We start from the raw sequence: 12,132 nt of genomic DNA on the forward strand, positions 1-12,132 counted from the left end.
GGGCGCCCCGCCTCCGGCCACCCGCACCAATTGAAAACTCGGCGTGGAAGAGGCTTGAAGGCAAGGGCCTCTGCCACGCGGGGGTTCGGGTGCCAGCCGACTCAAGGCTTATCCGTCGGAATCGCTAAGATAATCCCCCAACTGTCCCCGGCTGTGCTCATCTTCGTGGCAGTAGGCGCAGAGGTTTTCCCAGTTGGAACCGTCGGGCGGGTTGTTTTGATGATTTCCATCCTTGTGATGGACCGTCAAGAGGTGTTTGTTCGTCTCGTCGAACTCCCGCGCGCATTTGGCGCAGATCAGCCCGTGAATCTCGAGCGAGCGCTTGCGGTAATCGCCCTCCGGGCGGCCGAGCTTCTTGAGTTCCGCCACCATCTCATCCACCGTCTGCCGCCGCCCCGATTTTCCGGGCTTGTTTTTCTTTCCGGCGCCCAACCGTTTCTTTCTCATCCTCAGCTCCTTAGGACCGACCTCTTTTAATCAGCTTTTGTTTTTCCTTTCGTGGTAAAGCCTTCACCGCGCATTCTCGCTTCAATGCATCGGAGCGGCTTGAACACGATTCGCGATATACGATTCTCAACGGCCTCCGGCTTCGTGTATAACGGGACGCGCGACCGTCCCGGTGTTGAATCAGGCGCCGCTTGAGATCACTCGTAATGCCGGCATAAAAAGACCCGTCCCGGCATCGTAAAATATAAAGAACCCAAGATCCTTTTTTTTCAACATCCCGTCTCATAATACTAGATGAAAAACCCAACAAATATTATCCGTTCCTAAACTGGACGACGGGTGCGATCGATCCCCTATTTGACGATACATTATAATGAAACAGAACGACTACGATGTTCTATTGGGGATTTATTGCCGTAGGGACACCCTTGATCGGGTGCCCGTGTTCGATAGGAAAATCAGGTTGGTCCCTTGCCGAACGGCGGGCCGAGGGATTCGGCGCTGGTCGCATGAAGCGTCTTGAGGTACATCGTGATTGCCTTGGCCTCGGCTTCGGGCATATTGAAGGCCGGCATCTTGGTGTTGCTTCGGAAGGATTGAGGATACTGGATCCATTGATAGATCCAATTCGCATTCAAGCGGAACCCGGCCCGTGAGAGATCCGGTCCGACCTGCCCTCCCTTACCGTTGACCCGATGACAGCCCGAGCAGGAATATTTGGTCTCGTACAGATGTTTCCCATCTTCCGCGAGCTTGGCGCCCTCCGGCGAGTTCGGGTCCGGAAACGCGGGGGCCTGGGCCTTGATCAACGCGGGTTTCTTCGACGCATCGCCCCCTTCTTCCTTGAAGGTGATCTTCTCGGCCGTGTTCTTGTGAAGGGTACGGACATAAGCGACAAGATCCCAGATCTCTTCCTGGGAGAAGGTGTATCCCCAGTACGGCATCAACGGCGATCCGCCCTCTTCATCCTCCGCATTCTTTTTGGCCTCGCCAGCCGGAGCTTTCTTGGCTTCCGGAAAAGCCCCGGCGACCCCCTCACGGATCGACTTGAAAATATCTTCGTTCGACATTTCCGCCATGTACGATTCGCGGCTGTCCGTCAGGTCCCTCGGCCGCGGATCCAGATTGGCGGCATTGTACCCGTTTCCCTTCCCGCTGGGGCCATGACAGTGCGAACAATAATAGGTAAACAGCTCATGGCCGCGGGCCACGTGTTTATCCTCGAACAACGAGCACGCCGCCACGACGATCATCATCATGACCCCGGCCGCGACGGGCAGAATGATCTTGGGGTAATTCATGCCGCTCGATCCTTTCTCCGCAACTTCCGGACGACCACCAGCTCGATGACGCCGACCAGGAGCACAACCGCTCCGGTATACAGATACACGGTGGGGTCGGCCTTGGGCTCGGGGCGAAAGTACCACCAGGATGTGACCGCTTTCTGCGCGCCTTTCTCGTTATTGGCGCCGTCCCAGACGGCAAAGGCGATGTTCTGGAACTTCCCGGCCGGAAATTGGGCGTCCTCCGGGTCTCCATCGGTCAACGGCCGGGAGAAAACGACCCTCCACTCACCGTTCTTATAGGCGCCTTTCCCCTTTACGTCCTGATGCTCCTGGGGCTTCAAGGTCCCGAAGCCTTTGGCCCACATGTCATTGACGCTCTGGTCCGCGTTCTTCCAGTACCAAATATTGACCGGCCCGCCCTCGACCTGGGCCATCGGCTGCCCATGGGCAAAATGGGCCTTCTTGTCGCCGACCATGAATTCCAGCGCGGCGGCGTCTCCGGGATCGTTCGTCGGATCCTTGTAGGTCAGGAGGATCGCCATCTGCGTGCCGTTGTGGACCGACTTGACCTGGACCGAATGAACCGTCACGGAAAAAATGCGCGGATCCCAATGGACCTGCGCGCTCATCGGAAACTCCACCGACGGGACCGTGTCCCAGATCGCGGCTGTCGGGTCTTCGCCCGGAACCTCTCCCTTGATCAGCTTGGAGAAGACCACCACCCCACCGGTCTCCTGGGCGGACGCCGCCGACGGAAGCCCCGCGATCACCAACGACAGCCCCGACCCGAACAGAAGGCCGGCGATCCATTTTTTCCGCATGAACCCAGTCATCGCATCCTCAATTCTGATTAGAGGGGCTCTCGTCGCCCCCTCCACCGGCATGGCTGGTTGGAGCCTCCCCCTCTCGCTCGCGTTGCTCGCTGTTAAAAACTCGATACCAGCCCTATTCCCAGGTCCGGGGCTTGCTTCCGGAGCCTTCGTATTCAAACATGATGATCTTCCAGATATTGTCCGGGGAGATCCGTGTCTCCCAGCGCGGCATGGCCGATTTCCACGGCTGCCCCTCGATGGGAAGTCCCACGCCTCCCTTCGAGATACGCCAGAACAGGTAGGACTCCTGAAGCTGGGAAATCGTGCCGGGATCGTCGAAATTCGCCGGCGGCGGATTGAACCCCTTGTACTGGGGTCCCTTCCCGTCGAGCTTGATGCCGTGGCACGGCGAACAGTACGCGACGAAAAGGCCCTTTCCCGCCGTGACATTTTCAGGCGTGTGCGGAATCGGGTTCGAAAGACCGACAAATTCCGTCGGCGGGGCCGGGTGAATCACGCGTTGCTCGATCGGGGGCTGGTCGCTCGGAATCAGCCTCGCGTAGACCGAGGCCCCGACGTAAAGGGGAACGGCCACCAAGATGACGATCCGTGCGGCCGTGACGCCGACGTTTTCATTTCTCCACCCGCGGAGAAAGGCCTTGATCGGCGCCATGAATTCTTCCATTTTGTCATCATAGAGCGACAAATACATCCAGACCGTGACGACCGTGAGGCCCATGTAGAGCGAAACGAGACTCGAAGGCAAGGGGGGGCGTATCACATGCCTGACGACGATGTAAACCGCCAGAAGAATGATCACCGTCTTCACGATTATCGGCAATCGTTTCAAGGCATTCATGGATTCGTCATACCTCCTGTGAGCGGGCCGACCGCGCTAGTGGGCCCCCGCCTCCGGCTTGGTGCCGGCGACGTAGGCCATCACATCGTTGAAGTTCTTGATTGTGAATTCCTGATCGAATCCCTGATGGACCGGCTTCGGGTTCGCGGTAACGCCGGCGTAGGGATCGAGGATCAGTTGGCGGATGCTGGCCTCGTCCTTTTTTCCGGCCTTCGCCTGTAATTCCTCCGCCTTGTGGCATTTCGTGCAGCCCATCTTGACGAACACTTTTTGGCCGAGGGCCGGGTCCCCCGTCTTGCCCAGGGTCGCGCCCGATTCGGGCTGGGCGATTTCCGACGGATCGACCGTCACCTCGCCCCCCTGGCTCTGAATAAAGGAGATCACGGAGAGCAGTTCGTTGTTGTTCAAATCAATGGGCGGTTTGTTGATCACCGGCATCTTGGCCGGGAAGAATTTCGGCGGGCTGAATGTGTAGTCCATATAGAGATAGGCCTGGGGCTGCGTCACACTTTCGTAGATGAAGTCGCGCGTCAGCTTTCCCCCGACCCCCTGGAGATTGGGGCACCGGGCGGTGGAGCTGGGGCTCAGGGAGTGGCACAGCGCGCATTGTCCCTTTCCGAAGAAAATCTTCTGCCCGATCCGGGCCAGGTCTTCCTTTGTCTTGATCTGCGAGGGGTCGAACTTTTCCACTTCGGGCGGCAACGAGGCCTGTTGCGGAATCTGAAGTCCAACGTATGCAAAGAGGCCCAGATAGACGGCAACGAAGAGCATCACTTTAAAGAAATGACCCATGGGATCCCTCTCCCTTGATCAAGATAAGACTACTTGGATCGCGCACCCGCATGTTCCTTCGGCCCCATGGAGGCCACGCCGAAGATAAAAGCCACCAGAAGGAAGAAAAGGAACGTGTTGAGCGACATGAAGGCCGCCGCGTATCCCAGCGCCGGGGAATAGGCGTACGGCGATGTGTCCCGCATCACACCGAAGATATGCCAGTACTGGCGTGAAGACGATCGCGCGTACCCCATCAGCGTCATCAGCAATACGACCGTCGTCGCATTGAGTACCAGCGCGTATTGGGCCTTGGCCGGCATGACGCCCCACTTCATCTCTTTCGTCGTTTTTGCGCTTTTCAAGACCGCCCCGGTCAGCGGCGTGGCCGTCAGAAGAACCGCGAGCACGATCAAGACCTGCGATGTCGAGAAATAATTGATCCGGATGATGGCCGGGACAAAATAGCCCCAGACTCCCAAAATGATTACGGCGATGGCGGCCAGGAAAAACATCACGCTCACCCCGATCACCGCGCCCTTGGCCCAGGTCACCGTCGCTTGTTTTCCGGCCCGCCAATAAATGAGAAAGCTCATGAAGGTGACGAGGATGATGATGTTGACCACGGTCATCTTGGCCGACATCACCCCGAAAACGCCCAGGAGCGGGTGATGCGTCCCGCCCATCAACCGGGCCTCCTGAAGGCTCGCCACGAGGCTGTGCGGCGTCATCCAAACTCCGAGGGCAAGGACCAGGACGGTTAGCATGGTGACGATCTGCTTCCGGTACTGGACGCCTCCCTCCAAACGATGGATGATTCCCAGCCAGAAATAATAGTTCGCTCCGAGGAACAGCACGCCGATCAGCATCGCCTGAAGGATGAACAACCATGAAAGGAAGCCGCCCATCAACGTGATGCCCATCTGCTGGTTGTACTGATAGATCTCGCGCATCAGCCAGTAGCCGGCGAACGGCAGCGGCAGCATCCCGAAGATCCCGATGAAATTTCCGACGTAACCCATCCAGTCGTAATGCTCGCGCTCCTCCCGGGTTTTGGACCCAAGGTAGCGGATGCCGGCATAGGCCCCGCAGATAAACCCCCCCAGCACGACGTTGGCGATCAATCGATGGATGTTCACCGGCCACCAGGTGGGATTGTTCACGGCCGCCCAGACCTTTCCCCAGTAACCCAACGACTCGGTCAACACGACGGGTGAGGCCTGGAAAGTCGCCCAGGAGTTGGAGACGATCATGATGAAAAAGCCGAAGATGTTCAGAAGAATGCCCAGGAACAAATGAAGCCACTTGCGGTTTTGCATCGATTCCCAGCCGTACCAGTATAGATAGAGCGTGGGCGTCTCCAAAAGAAAGAGCAGCCCGTAGATCAGGAAGGTCGGGAAAAAGATGTTCGTCATGTAGTTCCAGAGTTTCGGATAGAAGCCGATGAGGCAGAACAACAAGATCCCGCCGAACAGGGCCGTGGTGGCGTAGGCGGAGGTGAGAAGTTTCGTGAACTCCTTGGCCAGGCGGTCATAGCGCGCATCCTTGGTCCGCACCCCGACGAACTCGCAGACCAGCGCAAAGATCGGGACCCCCAAAACGAAACCCGCGAACAGCAGATGAATCTGCGCCACGATCCAGACCATGTTCCGGCTGCCGATCCAGGCGATGTCCCGGTACTCGACCGGACTCCCGGACGTCTGCTGCGCCCACGCCGAGCTTCCCACCCCCAACAACAGCATGAAGAGGGCGCTTGAAAAACCGGCCGCGGAACGCGGCCCCGATCCCGTTCCCCGAGAGATCATAACGGCCTCACTTTTTTGTGGTACTCGTTTTCGCATCGGACTTCTTTGGGGTCTTGTCCTCTTTTAGGACTTTTGGGTTCTTATCTTTATCCGGCCCTTTTTCTTGGCCCTTTTTCTCCTTCTCCTGTTTATCCGCCTGTTCCTTTTCCAGGCGGCTCAGGATCTCATCGGCCTTCGTCAGTTCGGCGTCGGCTTCCAGGATCGCTTTTTCCCCTCGGAAAACCGGCTTGGGCTTGGCCTCCTCCGTACCGGCCCCTTCGTCCTCCTCCCCGATTTTGACATGGGCCGGAAGAAGGAGCCAGGCGATCAGAATAAACGAGAGCGCGATCGTAAAAAAAAGCGTAAAAAAAAGCCCTTGATCCTTCGGGGTCTTCATCGTCCCGTTCACTCCGTCATTGCGACCGGCTGGCGATCGCCATCCAGGTCAGGACCACGATCGCGACCATCAACAAAGCCACCGCGCTCATCGCAAAGGGCCGCTTGAGCGGATGACGCTCCGGATTCCGGTTGATGAAGGGCAGCGACAACAGCAACAGAATAAAGAGCCCCGGAAGGGCGATCGCCCCCAGAAACTCCCCGAACTGTCCCGAAAATATCTTCAGCCGGAGCAGCTGGAACAGAAACAGGAAGTACCATTCCGGCTCCGGATTGTAATCGGTCGGCTCCGGCGACGCCTGATCCAATAACTCCACCGGGGACCAAATGGCCAGCCCGGCGATCACCAGGAAGACCCCCGCCATGACGACGATGTCCTTGTAAACCTGTCTCGGGAAGAAATACTCCATCTTGGCCTCGAGCACCGGCTTGACGGCCTTGAAGGGGCCGGCCGGTCCGGCCTTCCGGAAAAAGAAAAGATGCAGGGAAAACATGATCACCAGCGCCGCCGGAAGGATCATCACATGGATGACGAAAAAGCGGCTCAGGGTCTGCGCGCCGGCCGAGGGGCCGCCCCGCAGGAAGCGGGCCATGAAATCGCCCACGATGGGGGCCTTGTCCATGATCTCAACGCCGACGGTCGTCGCCCAGAAGGCGCGTTGATCCCAGGGCAACAGGTATCCCGTGAAACCGAAGCCCATGACAATCAGAAACAGGAAAATTCCGGCGATCCAGACCATCTCGCGGGGTTTCTTGAACGCGCCCCAGATAAAAACCTGGAGCATGTGGCAGACCACCATCACCACCATGGCGGAGGAGCCCCAGAAATGAATGCTGAGTATGAGCCAGCCGAAATCGAGCTCTTTCAATATATACTGAGTGCTTTGCCAGGCGTGATCGGCCGTCGGGGCATAATAGAACATTAGAAAGATCCCCGTCGTCGCCTGCATGATAAAGATAAAAAGGAGGGCGGAGCCGAAGGCGTAGGCATAGCTTGAACCGCCCGGCATCGGCTCGTTGAGCATCTTGGCCTGGAGCAGCTTCAGATCGATCCGCTCATCGATCCAGTTGTAGATGGTTTGAAATAACGACATCGGGATTCAAAATCCATTCAGATGATGCGAATCTGGTGATCCTTGCCGGCCTTGAACTCGGCGTCGATGACCTCGATATCCCCCGTTCCGGTGAGACGCATCGGGAGCACATCCAGCCGCCGGGGGGCCGGTCCGTCCAGCACCTTTCCGCCCACGTCATAGATGCTCAGATGGCAGGGGCACCAAAACACTTTTCCGAAGCGCTTGTGGTTCTCCTTCCATTTGTAGGCGCAGCCCAGATGGGGACACTTGCCGGAGTAGACGACGACCGGTTGGTCCGGGTTATCCACCCAGTAAACCTTTCCGCTCTCGTCTTTGTACTCCATCGGCTTTCCGTGAAAAATCTCTTTCCTCACGTCGTCCGACATTCGAACCACCCAGTTCGCCTTCTCGAATGTCCGTTCAAGATACCCTTCCTTGACCGTCTTCTTGAACCTGACCTGCTTGGGCTTGTCGATTTCCGTAACCTGACTAATATTGCCGATCTTGAGCCAGGCGTTATTGTAGCCCGGAAACATCGGAAAGGTGAGATACCGGAGAACGGGATAAACCAGCGGCAGGGCCAGAACGACGCCGATGGCGTTCGTAAATTTCGTGAAAAAAGCCCGGCGGGTCAAATCCCGTTCAAGCGTCGGTACCGGCACGAGCGCCTCTCCCGGAAACACCTCCAGGTGCCGCTCAAGCCCGGCGATCTCGACCTCCTTCACTTGTTGGTAGAGTCCCCGCTCCAGCGCCGGGTACTGACCCATATTGGAGGATGGGAATTCTAACTGGACCAATCCGTCCGTGATCACCGCGTGGCCATCGACCGGGACGACGCGTTCCATGCCGTCCGACTGCACGACGACGTGGCTGATCACCTTGGCGATGGGATCGATGATGACCCGCGACACCTCGCCGACTTCGCGATCGCTGCACCGGACCTTGGATTTGATCTTAATCGTCATAGGAGATCGAACGGCCTCACGGTTGTTTGACAATCGGCTTCGGGGTGTTGACGCTCGTATTTTTCAGCGTGGACAGGTAGGTCGCCAGCGCGGTCAGTTCTTCTTCCGAAATAAGTTCCGTGTAATTTTTCGGCATGAGGCCCTTTTCGTACTCCTTCTCGAATCCGTCCGCCATCATGTATTTCGGATTGTAAACCTTCTTTTTGATCTGGTCGATCGTGGCCAGGTTCCCGATGTTGTCGAGCATCGGCCCGCGCTTTTTGACGCTGCCCCTACCGCCGATCTTGTGACAGTTATAACATTCATAGAGTTCGTAAACCTCTTTTCCATAGGCGACCGGATCCGACGGAGGAGCGCCCGAACTCGCCGCCCTCTTTTTGGCCAACTCTTCAGCCGTGGGCCCTTCGCCCGCAGTGCTCTGGCCGGTCATGGACTCCTCCAGCTTGGCCAAACGCTCCATGAGATCATTGGTTTTGGCCGACAGGGCTTCGGTCTGCTTGAGAACTTCCTGGGGTCTGATATCCGGATGGGACCGCTTTTTGGCCTCGATGATCATGGCGATCTTGCCCTTCTCCCACTCGGGATCGAACTGGGGCAGTTGTGTCCCGGCCCCGACATAGATCGCCGAACATATGACATAGAAGGCGAGGATCGCGATGAGGGCCTTGCCGCCCGAGAGGTCCGGCATCGGCGGGAGATCCAGAAGAAGGAAGACGACAAAACCCAGGACCGCATACATAACAAACATGATGCGGAAGACGGTGGGAAAGGCCAGCGCACCGCTCACAAACCAAAGTGCCAAGCCGATCACCGTGCAGACGATCAGCTTCCATTTAACGATGTCAAAGAAGCTCTTCTGGCCCTTCATAACCTCTCCTTCATGCATCCGTTTCATTTCCATCGCCGGATCCGCTCACGATTCCTTGGTTTTTCCCATCCGAAGACTGAGCCAGATCGCGAGACTGACGATCGCGAAGAAAGCGATGGTCATCGCCGTGATCATCACGCTGGCGTGAGCGAGCGTGGGCGTGTAGGACTCGGGGGAGTAATCCGGAAACAGAATGTAGACATGGAAATATTTTCGCACCAGGGAACGCACGGCGCCCATCAGGCCCATCGTCCAGATCGCCGAAAAGGCCAGGAAGATCAAAACGAACTGGGAGGCGAAGTCGATCTTGCCCCACTGAATCGTGCCGCGCTTGATGGCCCGGTTGTAGATGATGTAGTTGATGATCGTTATCGCCACGATCAGGGCCGCGGCCGTGCTCTTCGCGGGCATCAGCGCCAGGAATCCCCAATCCGAGGGCAGCTCCAGCGCGTCAGTCGCGGTCGCCTGGGTCGCGGAGAAGCCGTGCGGGGTCATCCAGATGGCGTTCCCGAGCAGGATGATCGCAAAGCCGGATTTCACCATGACGGAGTTGGGGATTCCGAGGAACTTCATCGTTTCGATGCCCGAGATGCGCTTCATCGATTGCCAAATGTACAGATTGCTGGCCGTGAAGATCAGTCCGACCATGGCCCCCTGCATCTCGAAATACATCGAGAGCTGGTCGGCCATCATGTACGGCCCGATCGAGGCGTCGAACTCGAAGAATTCGGCCGCGAGAATATAACCTGCCAGCGGGAGAAGAAGAAGGGCCCCCACGCCGATCAAATTCCCCACAAAGCCCATCCAGTCATAATAAGCCTTCTCCTCCGGCGTCTTGGCAAACATGTACATGTAGGCCGCGATCAATCCGGTGATGAATCCGCCGAAGGTCACGTTCCCGATCGTCCGGTGAAGATTTAACGGCATCCAGCTGTAGTTGTAGACCGAATCCCAGAGGGTGGCGGTCTCGATGGGATGGGGCGGTGTGTTCATGAACGAAGTCGGGGCGTTGATCACGACGAGGGTGGTCAGTCCGATGATGTTCAGCAGCACCCCGATCGCAACGTGACGGCCTTTTTTCGGCCCCATGAGTTTGTCCCAGGTATACCAGTAAAGGTAGAGCACCAAGGTCTCGGCGATGAACAGGAGCGGATAGATGATCGCAAAGATGGGGAAGAAATGGCTCACCAGAAAACTGGTCAGGTTGGGATAAAGACCGATCAGAAACAGAATGAACAGCCCCCCCGTCAACGCCGTCATGCTGTACAGGATCGTGGTGACCTTGGTCACTTCCTTGGCCAGCCGGTCGTATCGGGGATCGTTTTTACGCATCCCGATCCATTCCGAGATCACGACGAAGATCGGAGCCCCGAGAATAAAGGCCGCGAAAAGGATGTGCATCTGCGCCGCAATCCAGACCAGCCCCCGGTTCTCGATCCCCGGGATCGAATAGCCCTCCGGTTCCGGCACCTGAGCATGGCCCGCTCCGGCCATCAGACCCAGGCCGATCAGACCGAGGAGAATCGCAAGGAGGGTCAAGCGCCGGCGTTTCATTTAGGTGCTCCGGCTGGCGGCGTGTATTCGTGAACGGCGGGTTGGCCTCCGTGTGAAAAGGTGTTTTCGAAGGCCATGACCTTCCAGCGGTCCTCTTCCGAAAGCTTTTCCTTCCAGGCCTTCATCTTGGTGTTCGGCACTCCTTCCGAAATTCTCCAGAACCAGAAACTATCCGAAAAATATTTCATATTCTCGGCCTGACGGAAGTCGCGGGCGCCTCGTTTAACCGGCTTCCCGTCTTTTCCGTGACAGCTGGAGCAGTTGACGTCGATATTCGCCTCGCCCATGAATATTTTTTTCCCTTCATCGACGATTTTCGGATCCACCCACCATCCCTCCGGCATATGCTTATTGGCGTATTCCGCCGGAACCGGAGGGAATTCGAGAGGATTCTCCCCGCCCCCGCTGCACGCCGTCATGAACGCTATGATACCGATTCCGCCCAATATCGATGACCATCTTTTCATATTCAACTTTCGCTCCTTTCTTTTCGATTGCAAGGGCTCGCAGCGCCCCTCTCCGTAGCCCACCCTTCCGAGCGACTCGACTGAACCCGCCGGGAAGATCTTCGTACAGCCTTGTTGTCACGACTCATAAAAAAACGCCTCCACCCGCATCACTCATGGGAGAAAGCGTCATGGTACGTATCAAAATCAAATATCGCTCGTTCCTCCGCGCCCTCAACTTGAGACCCAACCGTCCTTTCAAATCGGAGGGCTTCGCCGTGAGGAAAAAATCTTCACGCGCCCACCCCCTCCGAGCGTGCGCAGGCAAAGCCCGATGCGCTTCTACTCCTTACTTTCGAAACTCCTACGGTGCGGGAGTCTTTCGCCGTCGGGACCGCCTCCAAAAAACAAAGACGATGGTCACGCCCGCGGCCAGGACCGCTCCGGCCAGCACCGACATCCCGTTTCCCGAAAATCCGGGAAGGCCGCCTCCCGGCGCCCCAAAATCGATACGGCCCTTCCGAACGGTGACTTTATCGTTCGGGTCGAACGCGGCCCGGATTGTTTTCCGCTGTTCCAGGGCGGTCACGATAATCTCATCGCCCAGGTCGGCATTGTGGAGATGCAACAGCGCTTCAAACCCGCCGTTCCGATCGGTGAAGACCGTCATTCCTTCATCCAAGCGGGGGTCGACCACGATGACCTTGGTATCCGCTACGGGACGGCCCCGATCATCGTAAACCGCACCGTAAACCGTAAAACGGTGGTCGACCTCATGCGTGGCAAAGGCCGAGGAGGACGAGACGATGAACAAGATCGGCCATGCCCTCCATCCCCCATTCCATCGACGGAACAAACCTCCGAACAT

General features: G+C 57.4%; 14 protein-coding genes. All 14 read right to left on the bottom strand.

The genetic code is table 11. The annotated features are described in order from the left end of the window. Positions 1–108: 108 nt before the first annotated feature. Positions 109–372: a YajD family HNH nuclease gene (locus VMN77_08820; GenBank protein ID HTN43881.1), complete on the bottom strand. Its 264-nt coding sequence runs from the start codon at positions 370–372 to the stop codon at positions 109–111. A gap of 85 nt (positions 373–457) precedes the next feature. After that, positions 458–733: a GIY-YIG nuclease family protein gene (locus VMN77_08825; protein HTN43882.1), complete on the bottom strand. Its 276-nt coding sequence runs from the start codon at positions 731–733 to the stop codon at positions 458–460. 172 nt (positions 734–905) lie between these two features. Continuing rightward, the gene (locus VMN77_08830) at positions 906–1,748 is read right to left on the bottom strand and encodes a cytochrome c (GenBank protein HTN43883.1); all 843 of its coding nucleotides are present in this window, start codon (positions 1,746–1,748) and stop codon (positions 906–908) included. Next, a complete protein-coding gene (locus tag VMN77_08835; protein HTN43884.1) occupies positions 1,745–2,566 on the bottom strand; it encodes an ethylbenzene dehydrogenase-related protein in 822 nt (273 codons plus the stop codon). The genes VMN77_08830 and VMN77_08835 overlap by 4 nt, the downstream gene beginning before the upstream one ends. Before the next feature lie 112 nt (positions 2,567–2,678). Then, entirely contained in the window at positions 2,679–3,404 is a 726-nt protein-coding gene (locus tag VMN77_08840) for a cytochrome c (GenBank protein ID HTN43885.1), read from the bottom strand. A gap of 36 nt (positions 3,405–3,440) precedes the next feature. Continuing rightward, positions 3,441–4,196 (bottom strand): c-type cytochrome, encoded by a 756-nt coding sequence (locus VMN77_08845; GenBank protein HTN43886.1) that lies wholly within the window; start codon positions 4,194–4,196, stop codon positions 3,441–3,443. A 29-nt stretch (positions 4,197–4,225) separates the two neighbouring features. Continuing rightward, the gene (locus tag VMN77_08850) at positions 4,226–5,980 is read right to left on the bottom strand and encodes a cytochrome ubiquinol oxidase subunit I (protein ID HTN43887.1); all 1,755 of its coding nucleotides are present in this window, start codon (positions 5,978–5,980) and stop codon (positions 4,226–4,228) included. A 7-nt stretch (positions 5,981–5,987) separates the two neighbouring features. Further along, a complete protein-coding gene (locus VMN77_08855) occupies positions 5,988–6,356 on the bottom strand; it encodes a hypothetical protein (protein HTN43888.1) in 369 nt (122 codons plus the stop codon). A 16-nt stretch (positions 6,357–6,372) separates the two neighbouring features. Continuing rightward, complete coding sequence (locus VMN77_08860; protein HTN43889.1) at positions 6,373–7,449, bottom strand: cytochrome b N-terminal domain-containing protein; 1,077 nt, start codon at positions 7,447–7,449, stop codon at positions 6,373–6,375. 17 nt (positions 7,450–7,466) lie between these two features. After that, positions 7,467–8,396: a ubiquinol-cytochrome c reductase iron-sulfur subunit gene (locus VMN77_08865; GenBank protein ID HTN43890.1), complete on the bottom strand. Its 930-nt coding sequence runs from the start codon at positions 8,394–8,396 to the stop codon at positions 7,467–7,469. A 16-nt stretch (positions 8,397–8,412) separates the two neighbouring features. Next, positions 8,413–9,297 carry a cytochrome c gene (locus VMN77_08870; GenBank protein HTN43891.1) on the bottom strand — a complete coding sequence of 295 codons (885 nt, stop codon included), beginning with the start codon at positions 9,295–9,297 and terminating at the stop codon, positions 8,413–8,415. Between the two features lie 12 nt (positions 9,298–9,309). After that, entirely contained in the window at positions 9,310–10,818 is a 1,509-nt protein-coding gene (locus VMN77_08875; GenBank protein HTN43892.1) for a cytochrome ubiquinol oxidase subunit I, read from the bottom strand. Beyond that, positions 10,815–11,285: a cytochrome c gene (locus VMN77_08880; protein HTN43893.1), complete on the bottom strand. Its 471-nt coding sequence runs from the start codon at positions 11,283–11,285 to the stop codon at positions 10,815–10,817. The genes VMN77_08875 and VMN77_08880 overlap by 4 nt, the downstream gene beginning before the upstream one ends. A gap of 343 nt (positions 11,286–11,628) precedes the next feature. Then, positions 11,629–12,132 carry a hypothetical protein gene (locus tag VMN77_08885; protein ID HTN43894.1) on the bottom strand — a complete coding sequence of 168 codons (504 nt, stop codon included), beginning with the start codon at positions 12,130–12,132 and terminating at the stop codon, positions 11,629–11,631.

The organism is Nitrospiria bacterium (assembly GCA_035498035.1).
GTDB lineage: Bacteria > Nitrospirota > Nitrospiria > JACQBZ01 > JACQBZ01 > JACQBZ01.

Bases quoted from the DNA above. Each gene is read 5' to 3' on its own strand.
- VMN77_08865 (HTN43890.1), bottom strand. From the start codon at position 8,396: ATGACGATTAAGATCAAATCCAAGGTCCGGTGCAGCGATCGCGAAGTC.
- VMN77_08860 (HTN43889.1), bottom strand. From the start codon at position 7,449: ATGTCGTTATTTCAAACCATCTACAACTGGATCGATGAGCGGATCGAT.
- VMN77_08840 (HTN43885.1), bottom strand. From the start codon at position 3,404: ATGAATGCCTTGAAACGATTGCCGATAATCGTGAAGACGGTGATCATT.
- VMN77_08850 (HTN43887.1), bottom strand. From the start codon at position 5,980: ATGATCTCTCGGGGAACGGGATCGGGGCCGCGTTCCGCGGCCGGTTTT.
- VMN77_08825 (HTN43882.1), bottom strand. From the start codon at position 733: ATGAGACGGGATGTTGAAAAAAAAGGATCTTGGGTTCTTTATATTTTA.
- VMN77_08845 (HTN43886.1), bottom strand. From the start codon at position 4,196: ATGGGTCATTTCTTTAAAGTGATGCTCTTCGTTGCCGTCTATCTGGGC.
- VMN77_08835 (HTN43884.1), bottom strand. From the start codon at position 2,566: ATGACTGGGTTCATGCGGAAAAAATGGATCGCCGGCCTTCTGTTCGGG.
- VMN77_08855 (HTN43888.1), bottom strand. From the start codon at position 6,356: ATGAAGACCCCGAAGGATCAAGGGCTTTTTTTTACGCTTTTTTTTACG.
- VMN77_08820 (HTN43881.1), bottom strand. From the start codon at position 372: ATGGTGGCGGAACTCAAGAAGCTCGGCCGCCCGGAGGGCGATTACCGC.
- VMN77_08870 (HTN43891.1), bottom strand. From the start codon at position 9,297: ATGGAAATGAAACGGATGCATGAAGGAGAGGTTATGAAGGGCCAGAAG.
- VMN77_08885 (HTN43894.1), bottom strand. From the start codon at position 12,132: ATGTTCGGAGGTTTGTTCCGTCGATGGAATGGGGGATGGAGGGCATGG.
- VMN77_08880 (HTN43893.1), bottom strand. From the start codon at position 11,285: ATGAAAAGATGGTCATCGATATTGGGCGGAATCGGTATCATAGCGTTC.
- VMN77_08875 (HTN43892.1), bottom strand. From the start codon at position 10,818: ATGAAACGCCGGCGCTTGACCCTCCTTGCGATTCTCCTCGGTCTGATC.
- VMN77_08830 (HTN43883.1), bottom strand. From the start codon at position 1,748: ATGAATTACCCCAAGATCATTCTGCCCGTCGCGGCCGGGGTCATGATG.